The following is a 25917-nucleotide window of genomic DNA, read 5'->3' as shown; positions in this document are numbered from 1 at the left end:
CCGCCGCCGTTCCCGTCGTTCCCGGCGATGCCGTCCGCGCCGCCGTTCCCGTCGTTCCCGTCGTTCCCGTCGCCGCCCTGCGGGCCGCCCTCGTCGTCGACGAGCGCGGTCTGCACCTGCACGGTCCGGCGTCGGGTGATGTGCAGGGCCCGGCCCGGGGGCAGCGCCCGCGGCTTGGTGTTGCCGAACAGGAAGCCCTCGCTGGGCGGGCAGGACAGCAGCAGCGCCGGGGTGTTGACCTCTTCGAGCTTGCGCAGCAGCTGGTCGGAGGAGGCCCGTCCGACGCCGTTGGCGCTGCGGGCCACGATCAGGTGCAGGCCCAGTTCGGCGCCTTGCGCCAGGTACTCCAGCAGCGGCGCGAACGGGTGGGCCTGCATGCCGCCGGGGGAGCCGGAGACCAGTTCGTAGTCATCGACCAGGATGAACAGTTCGGGGCCCTCCCACCAGTCCCGCAGCCGCAGCCGCTCGGGGGCGATGTCCGCCCCGGGCAGCCGGTTGGCCATCGCCCGGGCCGCGCCGTCCACGATCTGGCGCAGCACGTCCACGGCGACGGCGTGGCCGAGCCGGTACTCCGGCGGTACCGCGCCCTGGAGGACCCGCCGGTAGTCGACCAGCATGATCCGCGCCTCGTCGGGCCGGTAGGCGCGGGTGATACCGGCGGCCACCAGGGTGAGCAGGTTGGTCTTGCCGGCCTCGCTGTCACCGACGACGACCAGGTGCGGCGACTCCTCGAAGTCGTGCCACAGGGTGTCCATCGAGACGTCCCGCAGACCCAGCGGCACCCGCAGCCGCCCCTGGGGGGCGGGCAGCGCGGCGGCCGGCAGGCGCAGCGGCAGCATCCGTACCTCGGGCGCGCGCGGGCCGCTCCAGTGCTCGGCGACGGCGTCGACCAGGTCGGCGACGCCCTCGCCCAAATCCTCGGTGCCGCCGTGGCCGTCCAGGCGGGGCAGCGCGGTGAGGAAGTGCAGTTCCTCACCGGTGAGCCCGCGCCCGGGGATCTTGGGCACGGTGGCCGCGACGCGCATGCCGATCGCGGAGTCGACCGGGTCGCCCAGCCGCAGCTCGAACCGGGTGCCCAGCAGGTCGCGCAGCGCACCGCTGACCTCGCCCCACCGGGTGGTGCCCACGACCAGGTGGATGCCGTAGTTCAGGCCGCGCTGGGCGATCAGGGTCAGGGCCGGCGCCAGATCGGGGAACTCCTGACGCACCGTGTTCCAGCCGTCGACGACCAGGAACACGTCACCGTGGCTCTCCCCGGGCAGTGCCCCCAGGGCCAGGGCGCGCCGGAAGGCGGCCACCGAGTCGATGCCCAACTCGGCGAAGCTCTGCTCGCGCCGGGCCAGGATGGCGTTGACCTCCGCGACCGTGCGCACCACCCGCTCCGGGTCGTGGCGCCCGGTCACCGCGCCCACGTGCGGCAGGCCGCGCAGCGAGGAGAGCGTGCCACCGCCGAAGTCCAGGCAGTAGAACTGCACCTCGCGCGGGGTGTGGGTGAGCGCCAGCGCCGCCACCAGGGTGCGCAGCAGGGTGGACTTGCCGCTCTGCGGCCCGCCCGCCACCCCCACGTGGCCACCCGCTCCCGACAGGTCCGCCACCAGCAGGTCGCGCACCTGCTGGAAGGGCTTGTCGACCACGCCCACCGGCACCCGCAGCGCGCCGCGGCCCGGGTCGTCCTCGGCGGTCAGCCCGCACCCGGCCACCGGCGCCAGCGGCGCCAGCAGCTGGTCCAGGGTCGCCGGCACCCCCAGCGGCGCCAGCCACACCGGGTGGGCCGGCGGACCGGCGTCCACCAGCTTCCGCGCCGCGATCTCCAGCAGGCTCAGGCCGGACGCCGCCTCCTGCTCCCGCACCTCCTCCTGCGCCTCCTCCGGCACGACGACGGGCTGACGCGGCGCCACGTACCGCGTGCCGTACACCGCGACCTGCCCCGCCGCGGCCCGGCGCCGCGCCGCCACCGGACGCGGCGCCCGGTAGGGGCCGGAGACGTACGCGGCCTTGAACCGGGTCAGCGTGGCGATGTCACTGCGCAGGAACCCGTTGCCCGGCTGCGAGGGCAGGTGGTAGGCGTCCGGGACGCCCAGCACGCCCCGGCTCTCCATCGCCGAGAAGGTCCGCAGACCGATCCGGTAGGACAGGTGCGACTCCAGGGCGTGCATCCGCCCCTCGTCCAGACGCTGCGAGGCCAGCAGCAGGTGCACCCCCAGGGAGCGCCCCAGCCGCCCGATCATGATGAACAGGTCCATGAAGTCCCGGTGCGCGGCCAGCAGTTCGGAGAACTCGTCGACCACCACGAACAGCGTCGCCAGCGGCTCCAGGGCCGCCCCGCCGGCCCGCGCCCGCTCGTAGTCCAGCAGCGAACTGTAGTTGCCCGCCGCCCGCAGCAGCTCCTGACGGCGCACCAGCTCCCCGTGCAGGGCGTCGCGCATCCGGTCCACCAGCGCCGCCTCGTCGGCCAGGTTGGTGATCACCGCCGAGGTGTGCGGCAGCCGCTCCAGACCCAGGAACGTCGCCCCGCCCTTGAAGTCCACCAGCACGAAGTTCAGCACCTCGGAGGAGTGCGTCAGCGCCAGCGCCAGCACCAGCGTGCGCAGCAGCTCCGACTTGCCCGACCCGGTCGCCCCGATCAGCATCCCGTGCGGCCCCATGCCGCCCTGCGCCGACTCCTTGATGTCCAGCTCCACCGGCGTGCCGTCGGCGGCGATCCCCAGCGGCACCCGCAGCCGGTCGGCGACGCCGCGCGCCCAGCCCGCCGCCACGTCGTGCCCGTGCAGGTCACGCACGCCCAGCAGCGACGCCAGGTCGAAGTCCCCGGCGAGCGGCTCCCCGCCCTCCGCCTTGTCCCCGATCCGGTACGGCGCCATCAGCGACGCCAGCCGCCGCGCCGCGGGCAGCGACAACGCGTCCGCCCGCCCCAGATCGCTCTCCTCGTCCCGGTGGTTGCGGTCCGCGCCGACCATCGCCAGCCGGCCCCCCTCGATCCGCAGCCGCAACCGGTGCCGCAACGGCTTCCACTCCAGCGCCGCACCCAGGTCCAGCAGCACCGCGTTGCGCCACCCCGCCCCGGCCGCCCGACTGCCCGCACCCACCGGCACACCGTCCAGCACCACCACCGTGAACGGCTCGTCCCGGCCCGGCTGCGCCTCGGGCTCCCACGGCCCGCGCCCCGCGAACTCCGCCCCCAGCACCTGCTCCAGCTCCGCCACCGACCCCGCCATCAGCCGCACCGGCCCCAGCGCGTCGACGTCCTGCGGGTGCAGCGCGTGCGGCAGCCACTTCGTCCACTCCCACCGCGCCCGCCGCCCCGCCTCGCACACCACCGCGATCCGCAGCTCCTGCGGCGCGTGGAACAGCGCCAGCTGCGCCAGCATCGCCCGCGCCAGCGCCCGCGCCGCCTCCCGGTCGTCCGCGCGCACCAGCACCTGGGCGTACCCGCGCACGTACACCGCGATCGGCTGGTCCGCGACCGTGCCGTAGGCGTGGATGAACCGGCGCAGCGCGTGCGCGCACAACGGCTCCAGGTCCTCCACCGGCTTGGTCGCCAGCGGCGCCAGCCGCACCGCCAGCCGCTGGTGCCCCACCCCGACCCGCACGTCCCCGAAGTCCGGGTGCGAGCTGCGCCGCTCCCACAGCCGCGAGGTGCGCACCAGCGAGGCCAGCGAGCCCGGCGCCGGGTGCCGCCAGGCCAGCGCCTCCTGCTGGCGCGCGATGTGCCCGCGCACCTGACGGCGCATCTGCGCCAGGTAGCGCAGGTAGTCGCGCCGCTCGGCGCGAAGCTCCCGCTTGCGGTCGCTGGAACCGCGCAGCAGCGACGTCACCAGCATGCCCACCGCCGACAGGCCCATCATGCCCATCGCGACGTACGTCATGATCCCGCCGCCCTCACCCGGGCGCAGGAACACGAACACCATCGACAGCGAGCTCAGCGCCATCGGCGCCATCGTGATCATGCTCGACATGCCGCTCTGCGACTGCGGCAGGACCGGCGGCTCCTGCAACTGGATCTCGCCGTCGGGCATCGCCGGCCCGGGGCGCCGCGGCGCACGCTCGACCACTACCACACTCAACGAAAGCGCTCCTCGCACCGGCGGGGACGGCCGCGAAGTGCCCGCCGCGCGGGAGGCCGTCCTCCTGGGGCCACGGACAACACCCCCCGCCGGGTTCAGCCCCGCACCCGGGGCCCCTCACGCGCGGGCCCGCCCGGCCCGCCCGCCCGCGCGCCCGCGCGTCCGCCAGGCCCGCCCGCGCGCCCGGCCCGCCCGCGTGCCCGCCCGGCCCGCCCGCGCGTCCGTCCCGTCCGGCCCGGATTGAACCCCGCACCCGCCCCGGCCCGTCCCCCGGAAGGGAGACAGCCCTGCGCACGGCACGGCGACCGCCGCACGCGAGCACGAGGAGAACCTTGAACGGGAGCACCACCGGAACCACGGCCACCGGACTGTGCCGACTGAGGTTCCACGCACCCGACGCGGTGTTCGACCTCGTCGTCCCCGCCGACGTCCCCCTCGCCGACCTGCTGCCCGCCGTCCTCGACCACGCCGGCGACGACCTCGACGAACAGGGCACCGAACACGACGGCTGGATCCTCCAACGCCTGGGCCACGCCCCCCTGGACGAGGAACTGGGCGCCGACGCCCTCGGCCTGCGCGACGGCGAGGACCTCCACCTGCGCCCCCGCCGCGACCCACTGCCCGAAGTCCACTACGACGACCTCCCCGACGGCCTCGCCACCGGCATGCGCGAACGCCCCGACACCTGGCGCCCCGCCCTCACCCACCACACCGCCCTCACCCTGGCCGTCACCGCCCTGACCGGCGGCCTGGCCCTGCTCCTGCTGCCCGGCCCGCCCCACCTGCGCGCCGGCGCCGCCGCCGTCACCGCCCTGTTCCTGCTCCTGGGCGCCCTCAGCGCCTCCCGCGCCGTCGGCGACGCCGGCGCCGGCACCGCCCTGGGCGCCACCGCCGTGCCCTACCTCGCCCTGGCCGGCGCCCTCCTCGCCTCCGCCACCGCACCCTCCGCCACCGGCGCCCGCCTGCTCGCCGGAGGCTGCGCCGGCGCCGGAGCCGCCGTCCTGGCCATGGCCGCCGTCGGCTGCGCCGCCCCGCTCTTCCTGGGCCTGGTCCTGTTCGCCCTGCACGTCACCGCCGCCGGCGCCCTGCTGCTGGCCGGACTCACCACACCCGCCACCGCCGCCGCCCTGGCCGTCGCCCCCGTCGCCACCGCCGCCTTCCTGCCCGGCCTGTGCTTCCGCCTGTCCGGACTGCGCCTGCCCGCCCTGCCCCGCAACGCCGAGGAACTCCAGGAAGGCATCGAAGCCGTCCCCGCCGCCACCGTCCGCTCCCGCAGCACCGTCGCCGACGGCTTCCTGACGGCCTTCCACCTCGCCCTCGCCCCCGTCCTCACCCTGGCCCTGACCACCCTCACCCGCCAGGACGGCTGGGCCCCCACCGCCCTGACCTGCACGCTGTCCCTGCTCCTCGCGCTGCACGCCCGCGGCATCGGCTCCGTCCCCCAGCGCCTGGCCGTCCTCGTCCCCGCCCTCTGGGGCCCCGCCCTGCTCACCGCCCGCCTGGCCACCGACCTGACCCCCGCCGCCCGCACCGCCCTGCTCGCCGCGCTGCTGGCCACCGCCGCCCTGCTCGCCGCCGCCTCCTGGACCCTCCCCGGCCGGCGCCTGCTGCCCTACTGGGGCCGCGCCGCCGACCTCCTGCACACCCTCGCCGCCGTCGCCGTCCTCCCGCTCGCCCTCGCCACCGCCGGCACCTTCCAGGCACTGCGCGCCCTCGCCGGCTGACCCCGAACCACCCGCCCTACCCGCCGAACCCCGCCGAACCCCGCCAAACCCCGCCCTACCCGCCGAGCCCCGCCCCCGAGGAGAACCACCACCATGCAGTCGAAGCGCGACCAGGTGCAGGCCCACCTGTTCGTGATGGGCCGCCTCGCCACCGGCATGCTCCGCGGCGAACCCGACGCCCCCGACGTCCCCACCGGGCGCACCTCCCGCGGCATCGCCACCGGCCTGCTCGTCGCCGCCCTCGCCGCCCTGATCGCCGCCGTCTACGGCGTCCTCGTCCCCGGCGGCGCCACCGGCTGGAAGAAACCCGGCACCCTCGTCCTGGTCAAGGAGAGCGGCGCCCGCTACCTCTACCTCGACGGCACCCTCCACCCCGTGCTCAACGAGGCCACCGCCCGCCTGCTCGCCGGCGACCAGCTCACCGTCGACCAGGTCAGCGTCCACTCCCTGGCCGACACCCCGCGCGGCACCCCCCTGGGCATCCTCGGCGCCCCCGACGGCCTGCCCCGACCCGAACGCCTGGCCACCGCCCCCTGGCTCGCCTGCGCGAGCTGGCAGCCCGACCCCTCCGGCACCCGCCGCCCCCGCCTGGCCCTGGCCATCGACCCCACCACCCACGGCACCGCCCTCACCGACCGCCAGGCCCTCCTGGCCGCCGCCCCCGACGCCACCCAGTACCTCCTGTGGCACGGGCGCCGACTGCGCCTGGACACCCGCAACGGCGCCCGCCAGGCCCTCGGCCAGGCCGCCGTCACCCCCCAACCCGTCACCCAGGCCTTCCTCGACGCCCTGCCCGCCGGCCCCGACCTCGCCGCCCCCGACCTCGACCAGCGCGGCACCCCCGGCCCGGACCTCGCCACCCACCCCACCCGCGTCGGACAGCTCTTCACCGGCCCCGCCGGCGACCCCTACCTGCTCACCCCCACCGGACTCACCCCGCTCACCGAACTGGCCCTGCGCCTGCTCCTCGCCGACCCCCGCACCCAGCAGAGCGCCTACCAGGGCAACCCCGCCACCCCCACCGCCATCGGCGCCGCCGACCTCGCCGCCCACACCGCACCCGCCGCCCCCGGCCCGGCCGCCGCCCTGCCCGCCACCGTCCCCGAACTCCTCACCGCCCCCCAGGGCCGCGACCTGTGCGGCGAACTGCGCCCCGGCGACCCCACCCCCACCACCACGCTGACCCTCGTCGACGACACCGCCGTCCAGGGCCCCGCCCCCACCGCCCAGCCCGGTCTCACGGCCGCCTGCACCCCCGCCGACACCATCACCGTGCGCCCCGGCGGCGGCGCCCTGGTACGGGCCCTGTCCACCGCCGGCACCGGCACCACCCTCTACCTGGTCACCGACAACGGCGCCAAGTACCCGCTCGCCTCACCGGCCGTCGCCAAACAGCTCGGCTACGGCGACACCGCCCCCGCCGGCGTGCCCGCAGCCCTGCTGGCCCTGCTGCCCACCGGCCCCAGCCTCGACCCCGCCGCCCTCACCGCCCCCACGCCCCCACCCACCGCCGCCCCCGCCGCCCCCCTGCCGGGCCCGGCCTGCGCCCGGTGAACCAACGCTCTCCACACCCCCGTTGACCTGTTGTGAACCCGGAAATCCGAGACCGGGCCGAGGGAAGGAACCACCGTGAACCTGAGGGTGAACGACCACGCCGTCCAGGGCACCCACGCCACCCTGGAGGAGCAGATCGAGGCGATGATGCGGGCCGCCGCGCGCATCCACGACATCAACAACGAGGTCCAGCAGCACTTCCAGGCCGCGTGCAGCTCGAAGTACACGGACAACCTCAACGCCTGGGAGGGCAAGTACGCGAGCCTGCAGAGCGCCTACCGAACCTTCCAGGAGGCCTTCGCCGCCGGACACCGCCAGGTCAGCAACGCCCACGACGAGGCCGCCGGCGTCGGCGGCAGCTGGGGCGGGCACTCCGACACCGTCTTCAAGGGCCTCAACCCCTGACCCCACCCGCCCGACCCGCCCCTCCACCCACCCTCACCACCACCCCCACCACCACCGTCACCACGACCCACAGCGAGGACCCCCGATGGCGAACATCCTGCTCAACCACGCCAACATCGACCAGGCCGCCGACGACATGGAGCAGGCCAGTAGGGCCATGGCCGAGGCCATGACCAACTGCATGACGGCCATCAAGAACAACCAGGAGCACCTCAGCGGCAGCCTCGCCCAGGCCGCCGACGCCTTCAACGCGGTGCTGTCCGCCAACAACGCCGACATGAACACCGAGATCGCCGCCGGCGTCGAGGCCCTGCGCACCATGCACGGCCTGCTGCGCGACGCCGACCGGCGCGCCGCCGGGGGCATCGGCTGATGGCCACGCCCACCGGGCCCGACTACAACCACACCCTCAGCGTCAAGCACGACGACCTCCAGTACTTCGCGGACACCGAACTCGGCGCCTTCCTCAAGGACCTGGCGGGCAACCCCGGCTACCGGGCGATGCTGTCCTTCGCCGGCGAGGGCGGCGGCGACTACTCCACCCTGCTGCTCGGGCACGGCTCGGAGGCGGCGCTGTCCATCGCGACCAAGATCCAGACCGACTTCAAGAGCCTGGCCGCGGGAATCTCCACCGACCTCAAGACCATGGGCACCCAGATGACCGAGGGCCAGCTCAGGATCCGGCTCGCGCTGACCCTCATGGAGGCCGCCCACGAGGAGGCCATGACCGCCGCCGACATGATGGCGATCCTCACCAAGGTCTCGGCCGCCACCGCCCCCAAACCCAGCACCCCCTCCTAGCAACCGCCCCGCCCCCGGCCCGACCGCCCCACACCCCCCCCCTTTGGAGAAACGAACCCCCATGGCCGATCTGACTTGGGAGAGCGTCCTCGGCTTCTTCGCCTCCGAGGCCCAGCGCAGCTCCAAGATCGTCACCAGGGACCAGGTCGCGGGACCCTCCAAGGACAAGCCCTGGCTGCGCCCGATCGACAAGCTGGTCTTCGACACCAACAAGTTCTACAACGGCACGACGGACAAGGGCGCGGTCTCGGGGATGGGCAACCCCGACGTCTGGTGGGCGTGGAACTACATGCACGACACGTTCGCGCACAGCATCCGGATCACGGTGAGCGTCAACTACACGGACTGGGGCAACGACGCGGACAAGCCGCTCTCCCAGTTCATCCACCAGCACGAGGGGATCTTCGCGCCGCTGGGGCCGGGCGGCCCCGGCAACGACACGGTCAAACCCGAGAGCCTGCGGTACGCGGCGGACGGCATCTCCCAGGTACGGGCCTGGCTGAACCTCTGGCACCCGCGGGTGCAGCACTGGGCCGAGCTGGTCAACGGACCGGACAGCAGCTGGCAGGGCGACGCGGCCGGGGAGTTCAAGGTGCTGCTCAAGCAGTACGCGCTGGAACTGGAGACCGTCCGCGTCCAACTGGAGAACAGCCCCTACGAGGCCGACCTCAGGGCGGTGGCCGACCTGCTCCCCGCCACCGTCAGCCAGCTCCACACCGTCCACCAACGCTGGTGGGACAGCGGGAAGCTGTGGCCCTCGCACGCCATCTACGAGGCCCTGTCGTCGGCCCTGGTGGGCGTCGTCCCGCAACTCGACTCCACCGCCCACGCCATCAGCTCGATCAGCACCCCCCTCGGCGACCCCCGGGAACAGGGCTTCTACGACCAGTTGGAGATCAAGGCGAAGGCCATCTGGCTGGCCAACGTCAAGAAGTACCTCGACGACCGGTCCTACGCCTTCCAGATGGAGGACCCCAACTCGGCCGCGGTGATCCTGCGCAAGGTCGGCGACCCGATGCTCGTCCTGCAGGACGCCTTCAACCGGCTGGACGCCGACTTCGGCTTCGGCTACCGCAACGCGACCCTGGACCTGCCCACCGGCGCGCCCCCCGGGGCCGGGGACGGCAAGGACGGCAACGGCAAGGACGGCAACGGCAAGGACGGCAACATCGACCTGGGCGGCGGCGCCGGCGGCGGGGGTGACGGAAAGGGCGGCGGCGGCAAGTTCGACCTCGGCGGCGGCGCGGGTGGCGGCGCGGGTGGCGGTGCGGGCGGCGACGGCAAGGGCGGCGGCTCCAAGACCCACCTGCCCCCGCCGCCACCGCCCGTCATCGGCCCCGGCGGGGGCGGCTCCGGCCTCGGCGACGGCGCCGGCACGCCCATCCTCGACAAGGACCACAAGCCGGTCCTGGGCGCCGACAAGAAGCCGGTGCTGCTGCCCCCGGGCGGCTACATCGGCAAGGACGGCCAGGTCTACGACGCCAACGGCCAGAAGGTGATCGGCAAGGACGGCAAGCCCGTCGTCGTCCCGCCGGGCTCGGACGTGCCGCCGGGCACCGGCGGCGGCATCTACGGGACCAACGCCAAGGTGCCCAAGGGCTCCAGGGTCCGCGAGGACGGGACGGTCATCGGACCCGACGACAAGGAGGTCCTGGACCGCGACGGCAATCCGGTGGTGCTGTCCAAGGGCGGCTCGATCGCCGCGGACGGCACCCTGCTGGACTCCACCGGCCGCCCGGTCTCCGACATCTCCCAGCGCTACACCGACCGCCAGCACGCCATCGACGCGATCATGGGCGGCGGCGGCAGCGGTGGCAGTGGGGGAGGCGGCGCAGGCGGCGGGATCGGTTCGGGCGGCGGCACCCGGCTGCCGGCCACCGGCTCCGACTGGAAGCTGGACCTGGGCGGTTCCTTCGACGACCACGGCCCGCAGTCGGGGGTCGGCGGGCCGCTGGCCTACCCGGGCCTGCCGGGCGGCGGGGGAACGGGCGGCCTCGGCGGGGGCGGCCTGATGCCCGGCGGCGGCCAGCTGCCCAAGCTGGTCAGCTCCGGCGGCGGGCTGAGCGCGCGGGCCGTCGAGAACAGCGGCGGGCTGGCCCCGGGCGGCAAGGCGGCGGCCGCCGCCGCGGCCGAGGCCGCCGCCGCCGAGAAGGCGGCCCTGCAGAAGGCCTCCGCGATGTCCGCCGAGGAGGCCGCGATGCGGGGCCGCTCGATGTCGACCAGCGGCGGCGGGATGCCGATGGGACCGATGGGCGGCGGCGGCCTGGGCGGCGGCCAGGGGGAGAAGGAGCGTCAGCGCACCACCTGGCTGGCGGAGGACGAAGAGGTGTGGGGCACCGACACCGGCGCGGTCAGCGGCGTGATCGGCCGCTGAACCGGCCGGCGGACCGGGCGCCGAGCGGCGCGCGGGCCCATCGACGAACAAGGAACGGGAAAGACATGTCGTACTCCTTCGAGGACCAACTCAACCAGGCCATCGCCTCGTTGGCGGAACAGCAGGAGAAGCTGGCCGAGTCCACCCGCCGGATGCAGGCGATGACCGCCGCCGCGACCAGCAAGGACCGGATGGTCACCGCGAAGGTCGGCCCCCAGGGCGAACTGCTCGCGCTCACCTTCCACACCACCGCCTACCAGTCCATGGCCCCGGCCGAGTTGAGCGCCGTGCTCAAGGACGTCTTCAACGAGGCCAAGGCCCGCATGGGCGAGCAGCTCACCGCCGAGATGCGCGGCTTCGAGGGCGTCGGCGAGGCACTGCGGATGAACTTCACCGGCGAGCGCGGGGACGAGGAGGACTTCTTCCAGGCCGGCGCTGGCCTGGACCTGGACGCGCTGCTCGCCCCGCTCACCGCGATGCGACCCGGCGCCGACCGCGGCGCCAAGTCCCGCAAGCAGGAGGAGTTCAATGGCTAGGACCCTGCGCAAGGACGAGGGCCTCAAGCAGGCGTTCACCAACTTCGACGACGTGGCCGCCCTGGTCGAGAAGATCAACAAGGAGATGGAGGACATCAACAAGAAGAACGTCAAGGCCGGCGGCGGCGACGACATCGGCAAGCAGTACCACGAGAAGATCGACAAGCCGACCTCGGACCTCTACGGGCTGACGACCCAGATCCGCAACAAGCTCAAGGCGATGTCCCGGCACGGCCAGGACACCGCCGACCTCTTCGACGCCACCGACGAGCACAACGTGGGCCTGGCGTGAGCCCGCCCGCGCCCGCCCCGCCCGCGTAGAGCCCGCCCGCGTAGAGGCCCCTGCGCCCGCGGGCCCGCCCGCACGCCCCCGCACCGCCCGTACCGTCAGCCCCGCCCCCGGAGGCCCGCGCCGTGTCCCACTCCTCGATCCACGTCTCCCCGGGCCTGGCGCAGTTCTTCCACATCATCAGCGGCATGCCCTGGCCGGAGTCCGACGAGGGACTGCTGCGCGACGTCCGGGACGACTACCAGGCGCTGGCCGACGACCTGCCGACGCTGAGCGGGTACATCCTCGACGCGGTGCAGAGCTGCGACAAGCGGCTGGAGGGCGAGGCCGCGCAGGCGTTCCGCAAGGAGTGGGGGCGCTTCGTCAACACGGACCAGGCCAACGACCCGCTGCGCAAGGCCGGTGAACTCTGCACCCAGCTGGCCGAACTGGCGGGCAAGGTCGCCAACACCGTCGAGTACACCAAGTGGATGGCGATCGGCCAGCTGGTCCAGCTGGTCGTCGAGATCGCCATCGCCATCGCCTGGTCCGTCTTCACCGGCGGCGCCTCGATGGCGGCGCTGAACCTCAAGATCCTGTTCACGAAGCAGGTCCTGCTGGGGCTCCTCAAGAAGCTCCTCCAGCTGATCATCATGCACACCTTCGGCGGCATCGTCGGCGGTCTGATGCTGGACGCGATCATCCAGGGCATCCAGTTCGAGCACGGCGACCGCCACGAGTGGGACAAGGACCTCACCAAGCAGGCGGCGATCTTCGGCGCGATCAGCGGCGCCATCGGCGGCCCGCTGAGCCTGCTGGGCATGGGCCTGGGCAGGCTGCTCGGCCCGCGGCTGAGCAAGCTGTTCGTGGAGAGCGCGCTCAAGGACGTCATCAAGGGCCTGACCGGCGGAGTCGGCAAGGACCTGGCCGGCGGCGCGGCGGGCGGCGCGCTCAAGGGAGCGGCCAAGGACCTCGGGGAGGGCGCCGCGGCGGGCGCCCTCAAGGGCGCGGGCAAGGAGGCGGGCGCCGGCCTCGGCAAGCTGCTCGGCGACGAGGCCGCCGAGCGGTTCGCCAGGGGCATCACCAACCTCCTCAAGGAGAACGCCCAGTACCTGGCCAAGGGCTTCAAGGGCGGGCGCAAGGTGGGCGCCGCGATGGGCGAGAAGTTCGTGCGCCAGCTCGGCGAGCTCTTCGAGAAGGAGCTCGGCGCGCAGTTCAGCAAGGAGGTCGGCAAGGAAGCCGGTGCCCGACTCGCCCGGGAGATGGGCGAGCAGGTCGGCAGGCAGTTCGTCCAGCACTCACTCAAGACGGTGGCCAAGGAGAGCAGCCAGAGCGCGCTCAAGGAGGCGCTGGAGAACATTGCCAAGGACGGCGGCATGGTCGCCCTGACGCCGGAACTCAAGCTGCTGGCCGAGAAGATGCCCGAACTCGCCGGCGGCGTCAACAAGATGAACAAGATGTTCCACCTCGGGGCGCTGCTGGGAAGCCAGTTCGAGTCGGGCATCAACCAGTACCTCACCGAGGGCATCTACAACACGATCTACAACGGCGAGTGGTCGGCCGGCGGGATGAGCTTCGTCGGCGGCTTCATGATGGCCGGCATGCGGCACATGATCATGGGCCTCGCCTCGCCGCTGACCCTGCGCTACGCGGACTTCGTCCGAGGCCTGGAGAGCTCGCGGATCACCGACGAGAACGGCGGGTTCTACGGCCCGACCCACCCGATGACCTTCCTGTCGGTGATCAGCAACATGGGCGGCCACGCGGCGCCCTTCCCGGTGCCCCGGCCCGGCCACATCGACCAGATCGGCGGCACGCGGCTGTCCGGGGGCGACGGCGCCCCGCTCACGTCCGGCGGCGCCTCGATCAGGACCGAGGGCACCGGCTCGCTGTCCGGCTCCACCCTGCTGGGCTCCGGCAGCCACCACCGGGAGGACAACGGCGACGGCGTCCTCGCCGACCCCGAGGGCAGGAGCAGCTTCCACTCCTCCGTCGACGGCGGCTGGGACCCCAAGGCCCCGGCGAGGCCCGTCGAGACCCGATCCCGCGGCGACGAGCGGACCGTGGCCGCCGGCCCGCCCAAGCCGTCGGCCCCGCCGGGCGGCCCGGGCGGCCCGGGCGGCCGGGACGGCGCCGTTGCGCCGCCCGTGCCCAGGAAGACCGACGGCGGCGCGGAGAACACCACCACGACCACCAGCACGACCACCACCACGACCACCGGCGGCGGCACCAGGAACGCCGACGACGGTGCCAAGCCGGTCAACGCCGGCGGGCGCGGCAGCACCGCGACGGCCTCCGCCGACGCCAACGGCCAGGACGGCGCCGTCAAGCCCCAGCCCCAGCCCCAGCCCCAGCCCCAACCGCAGGCGCCGACCAGGCCGGACCCGTCGCGCCGCACCACCGTCGTCGACGAGCACGGCGAAGCGCCCCCGCACGAGTCCACGACCCCGCGCGTCGGCGGCCCCGGCAACGACACCCCGCCGCAGGAGCGCGGCTCCCACCGCAGCCCGGCCGCCTCACCGCCGCCGCCACCGCCGATCCGCACCAGCGCCGGCGGCCCCGGCGACGGCGCCGCCCCGGCCACCCCCGACCACACCGGCCCCAACCGCCCCGACCCGAACCGTCCCGACCCGAACCGTCCCGACCCGAACCGTCCCGACCCGAGGACGTCGCAGGGCCCGGCCCCCGACCCGCAGGTCCCGCCGCCCGCCGCCCCGCCGCGCGACCCGAAGCCCGACGGCCCGGGCCCCGACCCGCGCACCCCCGACCCCCACACCCCCGGCACCCCGCCCTCCTCCACCGCCTCCGGCCACCTCTACCACCAGGTCGACGCCCCCGAGCACGCCAAGGCGCCCGCCGGTGACGAACGGCGCGCCGCCTGGCGGGACAAGCAGCACTCCCTCGCCGAGGACCACGACGCCCGGCTGGCCGCCGCCGAGCGGCAGGAGGCGGACCGCCGCGCGATCGAGGACCGGCTGACCGAAGGCGCCGGCCGCCTGCCCCGGGAACTGCGCGCCCTGGTGACGCCCGATTCGCCGGTGTGGCACCGGGCCGCGGAGTCCATGCGGGAGGCCGTCGAGGCGCGCCCGCACGAGCGGGAGGAGATCCTGGACGGCGCCGCGGACCGCCTGGAGCTGGCCGGCGCCCGCGAACTCGCGCTCACCTTCGCCCTCGGCCGCTTCGACCGCCTGCTGGCCGAGCGCGGCCTGGGCCCCGAGCGCTCCGGCGACCACACCCTGGCCGAGATCCGCCGCGAGGCCTCGCAGAAGTTCCGGGCCGACGCCGAGCAGGACGTCGCCCAGCTGTTCACCGCCCGCACCGACCTCACCCCCGAGCGCAACGCCCTGGCCGCCCGGGCCCTGGAGCGCCGCCTGCGCGAGGCCGGCCGGGACCTGGACGTGCGTCAGGCCCGGGCCCGGGCACTCGAGCAGGTCGACCGGGTGGTCGAGGACGCCCACGAGCGCTGGTCGGCCGGCGAGCTCTCCGACGGCGACCGCGCCCTGCTGGAGGCGGCCGGCCCGACCGGGGACCTCCGGCTGTCGCCGCAGGCCCGCGACCAGCTGGCCGAGACCCTGCGCGAGCGCCTGGCGGAGCGGCACGACGGCGACGAGGGCCCCTCCCCGCGGATCGAGGAGGAGGGCGGCGAGGACCTCGCCCCCGTCGACCCGACCCGCCAGGGCCGGGCCCGACTGGAAGCGGACTTCCAGCGGGCCCTGGAACGCCACCGGGCCGGGCTCTCCCACGACTTCACCGTCCAGGCGGTGCGCGAGGCCGTGCTCAAGCGCTGCGTCGACGCGGTGGACGACGCGGCCGCGGCGTGGAAGGACACCGCCGCCGACCAGTTCGGCCCCGAGGCGCTGCGCGAGCTCGGCCTGGCCGACGGCCCGTCCCCGCGCGCGGTGGCCGCCGCCCGCGCCGACCTCGCCCGCCGCACCGACCACCTGGTCACCGAGCACACCGCCGCCGACCGCGACCCGGCCCACCTCAGGACGGAGCTGGACGCGCTCACCTCCCGGACGGCGGCCAACCGCCTGCTGGCCCTGCACGGCGCCCGGGAGGAGGCGCTGCGCGCCGCCGAGGACAGCGCCCGTACCCACGTGCCGCACGACCTGGGCGGCCCCGGGAGCGCCACCGGCCACGAGCGCGACGCGGCCGCCTCCGTCGAGCTGGCCCTGGGCCCGGTGCGCGGCACCAGCGCCGACCGCGCCGAACCGCCCGCCACCGACGCCGCCCGCCGGGTGCGCGAGGGCTACACCGAGCGCGTGCGCGCCGCCTTCGAGGAGACCTTCCGCTCCCTGCTGCGCGACCCGGGCGCGGACCACCGCGCCGACCTGCCCGAACAGCTGGCGCGCTGGCGCGGCGAGCGCGAGCGGCTGACCGAGGGCCTGGCGGAGCACGTCGCCTTCGAACGCGCCGTCCTGCCCGCCCGCGAACGCGCCGGCGCCGGCTACGACCGCCTCGCCGAGCAGCGCCGCGTCCCGGAAGAGCAGATCCGCAGGCTCAAGACCGAGTACGGCGACGACTTCTTCGACGCCTACCGGGACCACTGGGCGCCCGAGGACCTCGACGGCGAGCACTGGCGCGGCCACGAGGCCACCCACGAGAACGTCTTCGGCCGCCGCCCCGACCCCGGGAACGCGCCCGCCCACGAGCCCTCGAACCAGCCCGAGAACGAGCCCGCCCACGAGCCCGTGCCCGAGCCGACCCCCGCCCCCGGGGAGAAGCCCGCCCCCGACACCCCGTCGGGCCCGCTCACCCGCCCCACCGACACCGACCCGGACACGGCCCCGGACACCGCCCCCAGGACGCCCGCCGCCGCACCCCCCGCCCAGCCGCCCGCCGTGGCGCCCACGGACCTACCGTCCGCGCAACCGCGCCCGCTGCTGCCCGCCGCCGCCTGGGCCGACATCCGCGCCCTCGCCCCGTCCGCCCGCATGGACACCGTCCGCTTCGACCCCCGCGTGCGCGGCCAGGACAACCCGGGCGCCATCGCCGGCCCCCGGGTGCGCGAGCAGTACGAGAACCGCGAGCGCCGCCCCGGCGGCCTGCCCCGAGCCGAACGCAGCCTCGGCGACCTGCACGGCGCCGACACCACGATCACCTACGACGTGCGGCGCTTCGAAGCCCGACCCGGCCACTGGGTCACCGAGTTCACCCTGAACCTGCACCTCGAGGGACCGGCCGGCCGCCCCCTCTCCCAGGCCGCCGCCACCCGCGTGATCGAGCGCGCCCGCGCCGTCGTCGCCGACCGGTTCAACGAACGCCACCGCCTGCCCGGCGGCGACCAGGTCCACCTGCGCCTGGAGAGCGCCCCGAACGCCGCCGGCGCGCACCAGAGCGTCACCGTCCTGCCCGGCACCGGACGCAGCGACCAGCTCCACTGGCACGAGGACAGCGCCCCCGGCGTGCTCCTGCACGAACTGCTGCACTTCCTCGGCCTGCCCGACGAATACGTCGAACCGGCCGCCGCACCCGGTGACGCCTTCGCGCTGCGCCGCCGCGACCGCTGGGCCGGCGAGAACGGCGTCATGGGCACCTCCGCCCACCGCGACGACTTCACCGTCCTGCCCCGCCACCTCCAGCGCATCGAGGACGTCCTGCGCTCGGGCCCGGTCCTGCGCGACCTGACCCACGGCCAGTACCTCACCCACCAGGAGAGCACGGCCCAGACCCCGGGGCCGGAGCACCGGCAGCAGAGCACCGCCGTCGGCCCTCCGCTCCCTTCCGCCGCCACGAACCACGCCTCCCGCAGCCCCGACACGACCCCGCCGAGCACGCCGGCCCCGGTGCACGAGGCACGGGTGAACGTCCTCGACGACGGCCGGCTGTACCACGTCGTCGACGTGCCGGGCGACGGCGACTGCCTGCTGCACGCCGTTCTCGCCGGCGCCCGCGCGCTCCAGGGCTGGGAACACCCCGACCTCACCGTCCACGCACTGCGCGAACTGGCGTCGCAGTGGTTCCGCAGCGACGCCGGCGCCCAACTGCGCCACAACGCCGACTCCACCGGCCAGCGCCCCCAGGACCGGCTGGAGCAGCACGAACGCGACCGGACCTGGCAGGTGTACCGCAACCCCGGGGACGAGCAGCCGACGACGCTGTCCGCCGGCGACCTCGGGAACCTGCGGATGAGCGACCTGTACGACATGGGGCTGCGCAACCGCTCCCTGTGGAACACGTCCTTCTACGACCAGGCGCCGGCCATCATCGCCCACGCCCTCAACCTCCACCTCGTGATCCACGAGGGCAACGGCCGCACCGCGTTCAACGAGGGCGCCCAGGGCCGCGAGGTCCACGTCTACCGCGACCCCGGACAGGGCCTGGCCGCGCACTACTCGGAGCTGCGCCGCGACGAGCGGCAGCCGGTGGTGCGCACCGGCGGCACCGTCGACCGCGAGGTGGCGCAGGAACTGACCGGGCGCGTCAAGCCGGACATGACCGTCGTCAGCCTGGAGCCCGGGCAGCCGGTCTTCCGGGTGACGGACGCCGTGACGCTGCGCGGATACCTGCTCCAGGGGAAGATCGGCGCGGTCAAGAACAAGGAGGGCTGGTCCCAGCTGGGGCCCGGCCTCTACACCGGCCACGACTTCGGGCACGCCGCCGCCTACAGCGACAGCCTCTCCAACCTTCCGGTGGTCATGGAGTTCGTCCTCTCCCGCAAGGCGACGGGCCTGAAGGTGGAGAACATCACCCAGAACTGGACGGAGAAGGAGGTCGCCAAGACGCTGGCGAAGTACGACTTCCTCACCGACGGGACCCAGTTCAAGTTCCACCCCCGCTTCTTCGACGGCCCGCTCCAGGCCGGGCCGCGCCCCTCGGACAAGTCGAGCGGTCTGCGGCTCGGCGGCGTGAAGGTGAAGGAGGGCGACTCGCTCTGGAACCACTACCGGACCGAGGACTTCGTCCCGGAGTACGACGGCTACCTGATCAAGGCCCACCAGGACAAGGCGGCCCGGCACCCGCGCGGCCAGGACGTGCCCGGCCCCGCCCGCACCCCGGATCCGGTCCCGACGAGCAAGGCCCTGGAATCCGCCCCGCCCGCCGCGCCCGAGGACCTCAGGCGCATCCGCTACCTCCAGGAGGCCGAGGCCTACGAGCGGCGCCTCGCCACCCACCTGCTCCAGCGCGAGGACGTCCAGCGCGAGGTCAAGAAGGTCGTGGACCTCGCCTGGACGATGACCACCAGCGACAAGGACAGGGCCAAGTTCGGCTCCAGGAGCGCCGGCACCACCGGCATGGTCGGCACCGAGCGGCACATGCTGCAGGAGGTCGTCGACCGCGGCAACCTCCGCGAGCGCATGGCCCTGCTCTACAACGGCTACACCTCCCACCACATCGCCAGGCTCGCCCGGCAGCGGGAGCTGCCGCGACCGGAGGAGCTGACGTGGGAACGGAAGGACCGCCACGACATCGGCGCCGAGGTCGTCAACCCGTTGATCACGGAGATCAAGAAGGTCTACGGGGAACTGCTGACGCCGCCCGCCGAGCGGGCGGGACAGCCGGCGCCCTTCGGGCCGTTCCGCACCGACGAGCCGTACGGGCCCGTCATCGACCGGATCCGGGACGACTACCTCGACTTCCAGAACCGGCAACTCGCGGCCTACGAGCGCGAGCGGGAGGTCGAGGCCGCGCGCAAGGCCGCGGAGCGCCGGGCCAAGACCATCCTCGAAACCGACCGCAACCCCCTCGACGTCAACCCGCCGCTGGGCCGCGGCGAGTGGTACAGCGCCGTGGACAAGGACGGCCGGCTGGGCTGGCAGCCCGGCGCCAAGTCCTTCCACTACCAGCTCGGTTCCACGTTCCAGCAGAACGCCCACGACACCGGGGGACTGGTCGCCACCGGCACCTCCGGCACGGCCTTCGGGATACTCCAGGCCGTCAAGGAGCTCGTCAGGACACCGGCGGGGCGCAACGAACTCACCCGGGCGGGCGGCGGGCCGGTCGACTTCGGGCTGCTGAGGCTGGGGCTGCTCGGCTGGATGCTGGAGTCGGGCGACCACACCTTCCACGAGATCATGGCCGGCTCCCGCCTGTTCTCCGAGAGCCTCACCCCCGAGGAACGCGCGGACCCCGACCTCACCGGGACGGACCTCACCTACCGCGACACCCACCACCGCTACCGCTTCCTCTCCCCGCTGACCGAGCGGGAACTGCGCGAGGAGGTGGCACCGGGCGGGGTCTTCCCGGACGAGCACCTGGTGGGCCCCTGGTCCGTCGACGACCCGGAGGTCACCGGCCTCACCCCCGACGACCGGAACCAGGCGACCCCCCACGACACCGACACCACCGACACCACCGGTGACGGCGACGGCGACGGCGGCCTCCGGGACTCCGCCGCCGCGCCGCTGGCCCCGGCCGACCCGGTCGCCGTGGACGTGGCGCAGCGTCATCTCTCCGCCGCGAACCGGAACCAGGCGCTGCGCGAGTTCATGGGGCGGATCAAGGCCGGTGCGTTCACGAGCCGGCGTGACGACGAGGGCATGCTCAAGGTGCGGGAGGGGGAGCGCTACGAGTCGCTGCTGGTCGACGTGCAGAGGTTCCTCGACCACGCGCAGGCGCTGCGCCCGGCGGGGGAGCGGTCGGGGCGGTCCTTGAGCCTGTTCCGGGCGGTGAAGCTGGACGCCCAGTCGCGTGGGCGGGAGTCCTTCACCGAACTGCTGCCCGCCTCCACGTCGTTCAGCCGGGAGTTCGTCCAGGAGTGGATGTCCAACGGCGGCGGGGCGGACAACTACGCGTTGTTCGAGATCAAGGTGCCGTTGGAGCACCCGATGCTCGCGCTGTCCTTCCCGCCCGGCCATGCCAGGGCGGAGGGTGACCCGGATCCGGTGAACGAGGCGCAGTCGGAGGTCACGCTCGGCCCCAGCCGCCTGACGGTGACCGGCCGCGACGACGCGAGCGGCTTCCACGTCATCAAGGTCGACGCCGCCCCGATGACCGTGGACGACATCCGCACCGAGGTCGCCAACTGGTCCAGCGGCATGTCGATCCCGGACGCCTTCCGGGGCTTCACCGACTTCTACACCCCGGAGTCACTGCGCGCCGCCTACTCCTTCGACTTCAATCCCCAGCACCGCATCACCGAGACCTGGTCGCCGGACGGCCTCACGAAGACCGTCCGGATCGAGCACTCCCACGAACAACTCGCCGGACAGTTCGCCGAGGTGACGATCCATCACCGCGACGACGGGTCCGTGTCGATCCGCTGGAGCACCAGCGACGACACCGAGCCGCGCGAGCCGATGCTCTTCAACGCCGACAACATCGGCGACGTCAGCGGCGGCCTGCGCTCCCGGACGCTGGCCGAGAACCCCAGCTTCGAGTCCCTCGACCTCCCCGCCGAGTGGTACAGCCCCGAGTACGACTGGCACGAACCCGAAGCGGCACCCGTGGAGGAGGACGCCGGCCACCACCTGTCGGACCTCGACGGCGACGACCTCCATCAGCCCGCCGCCGCGCCGCCGCTGCCCGCCGCCGACCCGGTCGCGGTGGATCTGGCCCGTCAACACCTCGACGCCGCGAACCGGAACCAGGCCCTGCACGAGTTCATGGGGCGGATCAAGGCCGGTGCGTTCACGAGCCGGCGTGACGACGAGGGCATGCTCAAGGTGCGGGAGGGGGAGCGCTACGAGTCGCTGCTGGTCGACGTGCAGAGGTTCCTCGACCACGCGCAGGCGCTGCGCCCGGTGGGGGAGCAGTCGGGGCGGTCCTTGAGCCTGTTCCGGGCGGTGAAGCTGGACGCCCAGTCGCGTGGGCGGGAGTCCTTCACCGAACTGCTGCCCGCCTCCACGTCGTTCAGCCGGGAGTTCGTCCAGGAGTGGATGTCCAACGGCGGCGGGGCGGACAACTACGCGTTGTTCGAGATCAAGGTGCCGTTGGAGCACCCGATGCTCGCGCTGTCGTTCCCGCCCGGCCACGTCCGGGCGGAGGGTGACCCGGATCCGGTGAACGAGGCGCAGTCGGAGGTCACGCTCGGCCCCAGCCGGCTCACGGTGACCGGCCGCGACGACGCGAGCGGCTTCCACGTCCTCAAGGTCGACGCCGCCCCGATGACGGTGGACGACATCCGCACCGAGGTCGCCAACTGGTCCAGCGGCATGTCGATCCCGGACGCCTTCCGGGGCTTCACCGACTTCTACACCCCGGAGTCACTGCGCGCCGCCTACCCGCGTGATCTCACGGACTTCCACCACATCACCGAGACCTGGTCGCCGGACGGTCGCACGAAGACCGTCCGGATCGAGCACTCCCACGAGCAACTCGCCGCACAGTTCGCCGAAGTGACGATCCATCACGGCGACGACGGGTCCGTGTCGATCCGCTGGAGCACCAGCGACGACACCGAGCCGCGCGAGCCGATGCTCTTCAACGCCGACAACATCGGCGACGTCAGCGGCGGCCTGCGCTCCCGGACGCTGACCGAGAACCCCAGCTTCGAGATGCTGGACCTGCCCTGGGACTGGTTCGACTACACCGCGCCCATGCCCCAGGACATCGGGCAGCCGCTGTCGTCCTTCGGCGGTGCCGCCAACGGCTGGCGGATCGGCGCGGCCGACATGCCGCAGGCCGAGCGCGACGCGCTGGGGCACTTCCCGCAGCAGCCCGGGGTCTTCGTCGTGCCCGTCCACACCGACGAGGCCTCCGGGCTGCCGGTCTGGCCGAACGGGCCGGACGGCACGCTGTCGGCCTACCGGACGGCGGGCGTCCTGGCCCGACTCCACCGGGCCGGGATCTGGAACGGCACCGACACGGTGCAGTTCGTCGCCTGCAACCTGGGCCGCGGCCCGGGCCGCGAGTTCGTCGACGAAGTGATGCTCCGGCTGGAGGAGTTGGGACTGGGCCCCCGTGCGCTGGCCGCGACCGGCCCGGTGTACCTCGCCCCGCACGGGGACGGCCCGGGGCACCTGGTGGTCGCCTCCGACATCGGCTTCACCGAGAGCGGCCACCCGGTCATGGTGGGCGGTGACCACTGGCTGGAGTTCCAGGCGGTCCGGGACGGCGACTCCGGTCAGGTTCGGGTCCAGGTCGAGGAACGCCGGGCCCACCGGGCACCGGACGGCTCCTTCCACGACCACCCCGAGGGCTACCGGCTGGTGGAGTCGGTGGACCCGGCACACCGCAACGAACAGGCGGTGCGCTTCGCCCTGCCGACCGAGGAACAGACCAACGCCGGGACGGCACTGTCGCAGCGCCACCTCACCGCCGCCCAGCCCGGCAGCGAGCTGCGCACGTTCATGGGCCGGATCGTCGCAGGGGCCTTCACGAACCTGCGCGACTCGGACGGCCGGCTCATCCACCGGGACGGCACGGTGACCTACGCCAAGCTGATGGACAACCTGCAGAGCTTCTTCGACCACGCGCAGGGCCTCCGGCCCCCGGAGGGGCACCCGCACGCCGAAGGGACCGTGCTCCTGTACCGCGCGGTGCGGATGAGCGAGCAGACGCGCGGGCAGCAGAGCTTCACCGAGGTCGTGCCGTCGTCCACCTCCTACGACCGGCAGTTCGTCCAGGAGTGGATGTCCGACCCCGACCGCTACGCGCTGTTCGAGATCGAGGTCCCGCTGTCGCATCCGATGCTGGCGCTGTCCTACCCGCGCGGCCGCATGCGCCCGGGCGACCCGGGCGAGATCAACACGACCCAGCACGAGGTGACGCTCGGCCCGACCCGGCTGACGGTGACCGGACAGGAGGAGGACGGCCCGTACCACGTCATCCGGGCGAACGCCGATCCCATGACGTTCGACGACGTCGTCGAGACGATCGGGGGCTGGACGAACGACATGTCGATGGAGCGCGCGTTCGAGCTGTTCGCCTGGTCCTACGGCGAGGACGCCCTGCGCACGGCCTTCCCCGAGGACCTGCGGCCCGAGCACCGCATCACCGAGCGGCGGTCCGAGGACGGACGGGAGATGACGGTCGAGATCACCCCGGCCCACCCGAAGCTGACCGGCCAGAGCGTGACGTTGCACGTGCGACTGGCGCAGGACGGGGCCCTCACGGTCGAGCTGCACAACAGTGTCGACATCGCCTACGGCGACGCACCGACGGTGTTCCGGTACACGGCCGAGAACATCCACGAGGTGAGGGCGCTGCTGGAGGAGGGCTCCCTGACACGGACCGCTCCCTTCGACACGCTCAACCTTCCGATGGACTGGTACATGACCGACCCGATACCGGAGGCGGGCGAAGTCGGCGCGCCCCTCCACACGTTCGGCGGCCCCGGCAACGGCTGGTGGCTCGGCAACCGCGAGCCGTCGGAACAGGAGAGGCACGCCCTGGCGCGGTTCCCCGAGCAGCCGGGCGTGTTCGCCCTGGCGGTGCACACCGACCCCGACACCGGCAAGCCGGTGATCGACGGCGAGGAACTGAGCGAGGACCAGGTCGTCGGAATCCTGGCCGGGCTGCACCGGGGCGGTGTCTGGAACGGCACCGACCGGCTGCAGTTCGTCTCCTGCAACCTCGGGAACGAGACCGGCGTCGAGTACGTCACCGAGGTGATGCGCCAACTCGGCCTCGCCGACCTGGGCAGCAGCGCGCTGGTCGCCACGGGCCCCGTGTACTTCGCCCCGCGCATGGACGGCACGGACGGCCCCGGCCACCTGGTGGTCGCCTCCGAGGTCGGCTTCACGGCCGACGGCCGGCCTGCCGTCGTCGCCGGCGGACACTTCCGGGAGGTCCACCGGCCCACGGCGCACGAGCGGCCGCCGGTGATCGCGGAACGCGGGGCCCACCTGCCCGCCGCCCTCCACCCGGAGCGGGACCGGGACCGCCCCGAGGGCTACGAGGTCGCCGAGCCGGGCACCCTCGATCCGAACCGCGGGATGGAGGGCGCGCTGGCCTTCGGGAAGAAGAGTAGGAAGACGACCGATCCCGCTCGCCCCGAGGTCAGGGCCCCCGACACCAACTCCTCCGAGGGGGTCGAGAGCGTGCTGTCGGGCAGGCCTTCGGCGCCCGACGGGCAGGACGTGGCGAGGCCGCAGGAGGAGGCGCAGGACAAGGGCAAGGAGCGGGCCGTCGACCCGCAGCCCGACTCCGACGTGGTGGCGAAGCCGCAGGAGAAGGCGCAGGAGGCGCAGGACAAGGGCAAGGAGCGGGCCGTCGACCCGGAGCCCGACTCCGCGGAGGCGGCGCGGCTGCTGCTGAACGACTCCCTCCTGCGCCCGCTCTTCGCCACGATCGACGAGAAGGTGACCTATTCCGTCGTGGGCCTGGAGCTCAAGGGCGACAAGAGCTGGCGCACGCCCGAGGCCGTCCCCAGCGGGGACCACGACGTCCCGGCGGAAAGCCGCTCGCGCCAGGCCGCTCGGCGGTGGGCGCAGGTGAACGACGTGTGGACCCAGCACGGTGACGCCGAGGTGAGGGGGCTGCACGAGGCCTACGAGAGGATGAAGAGCTGGGGCTTCACCCAGGTGCCCTACGCCCGGGGGGTGTCGCACGGCAAGCCGCCGGAGAAGCCGGCGTCCCCGCACCAGGGCGGCGAGCTGCCCCGCCAGCCCGAGGGCGTGCTCACCGTGCTCTCCACCCGGGGCACGTGCGACAGCTGCAAGTCCCTGGTCAAGGACTTCCAGGAAGCGTTCCCGGGGGTCAGCGCCTACGTGGGGTACGCGGTTCCGACCGCTGTGAGGTCGCAGATGTCGACGTCGTCCCGACCGACCGGGTGGAAGAAGGACGGGCCGCAACTCACCGTCAACTACGGCTGGGAGACGATGACCGGGCTCGACTCGACCAGCGCACACGTTCCGAGGAACAAGAGGATGGTCTTCAAGTACTTCCCCTCGAAGAACGGCGAGTCCGCCTGGAACCAGAGGCTCACGGACCGGGCGGCGGCGCAAGCGGCACGGGCGGCGCACGAGGCGGCGCAAGCGGCGCTGGCGGCCGAGGCCAATGCCGTCAACGCGGTCAACCAGGGGATCAAGCCGATGTCGGCCAAGGCGGTCACGGCGTTCGCCGTGGCCTACCGGGGCAAGCCCGAGGACTTCGTCACCGAGCTGCACAAGAAGATGCAGGCGGGCCACCTGGCGTGGATGAAGAAGATCCCCACCGAGTTGCAGGAAGCCCTCCTGCTCTGGTTCAAGAAGGACCCGCGGCCCGACCTCACCGGCACGGCCTGACCCCGCGGCTGCCCCACCGGGTGAACGCGGTGCGCGCCGGGGGCCGTTGACCGGGTGAGGGTGCCCCGGTGGGGGGCCGCGGA

At 73.7% G+C, this 25917-nt stretch carries 10 protein-coding genes; 9 read left to right on the top strand and 1 reads right to left on the bottom strand.

Annotated features, from left to right (window positions below; all coding sequences use genetic code 11):
- Positions 1-4016 (bottom strand): type VII secretion protein EccCa (eccCa, locus tag ACZ58X_RS35365; RefSeq protein ID WP_470337683.1); only part of this gene is annotated, 4016 nt, incomplete at its 3' end.
- Between the two features lie 380 nt (positions 4017-4396).
- On the opposite strand from eccCa, the gene eccD reads away from it, so the two are divergent.
- From eccD to ACZ58X_RS35320, 9 genes are all read left to right on the top strand, one after another.
- Positions 4397-5788, top strand: coding sequence for a type VII secretion integral membrane protein EccD (eccD, locus tag ACZ58X_RS35360; protein ID WP_470337672.1), 1392 nt, complete (start codon positions 4397-4399; stop codon positions 5786-5788).
- A 93-nt stretch (positions 5789-5881) separates the two neighbouring features.
- On the top strand, positions 5882-7342 hold the full coding sequence (gene eccB, locus ACZ58X_RS35355; RefSeq protein ID WP_470337671.1) for a type VII secretion protein EccB: 1461 nt from the start codon (positions 5882-5884) through the stop codon (positions 7340-7342).
- A 75-nt stretch (positions 7343-7417) separates the two neighbouring features.
- Positions 7418-7747: a hypothetical protein gene (locus ACZ58X_RS35350; protein WP_470337670.1), complete on the top strand. Its 330-nt coding sequence runs from the start codon at positions 7418-7420 to the stop codon at positions 7745-7747.
- Between the two features lie 85 nt (positions 7748-7832).
- The gene (locus ACZ58X_RS35345; RefSeq protein ID WP_470337669.1) at positions 7833-8120 is read left to right on the top strand and encodes a hypothetical protein; all 288 of its coding nucleotides are present in this window, start codon (positions 7833-7835) and stop codon (positions 8118-8120) included.
- Positions 8120-8548, top strand: a complete 429-nt coding sequence (locus ACZ58X_RS35340; protein ID WP_470337668.1) for a hypothetical protein — start codon at positions 8120-8122, stop codon at positions 8546-8548. Before ACZ58X_RS35345 ends, ACZ58X_RS35340 begins: the two co-directional genes overlap by 1 nt.
- 61 nt (positions 8549-8609) lie before the next feature.
- Positions 8610-10922, top strand: a complete 2313-nt coding sequence (locus ACZ58X_RS35335) for a hypothetical protein (RefSeq protein WP_470337667.1) — start codon at positions 8610-8612, stop codon at positions 10920-10922.
- A 65-nt stretch (positions 10923-10987) separates the two neighbouring features.
- Complete coding sequence (locus ACZ58X_RS35330; RefSeq protein WP_470337666.1) at positions 10988-11458, top strand: YbaB/EbfC family nucleoid-associated protein; 471 nt, start codon at positions 10988-10990, stop codon at positions 11456-11458.
- Complete coding sequence (locus ACZ58X_RS35325) at positions 11451-11750, top strand: hypothetical protein (protein ID WP_470337665.1); 300 nt, start codon at positions 11451-11453, stop codon at positions 11748-11750. Before ACZ58X_RS35330 ends, ACZ58X_RS35325 begins: the two co-directional genes overlap by 8 nt.
- Positions 11751-11872: 122 nt before the next feature.
- Positions 11873-25834 (top strand): WXG100-like domain-containing protein, encoded by a 13962-nt coding sequence (locus ACZ58X_RS35320; protein ID WP_470337664.1) that lies wholly within the window; start codon positions 11873-11875, stop codon positions 25832-25834.
- The last annotated feature ends 83 nt before the right edge of the window (positions 25835-25917 follow it).

It is taken from the genome of Kitasatospora sp. NPDC040550 (genome assembly GCF_055594965.1).
Note: the sequence above shows the minus strand (reverse complement) of the source record. Positions and strands in the feature narration are given on the sequence as shown.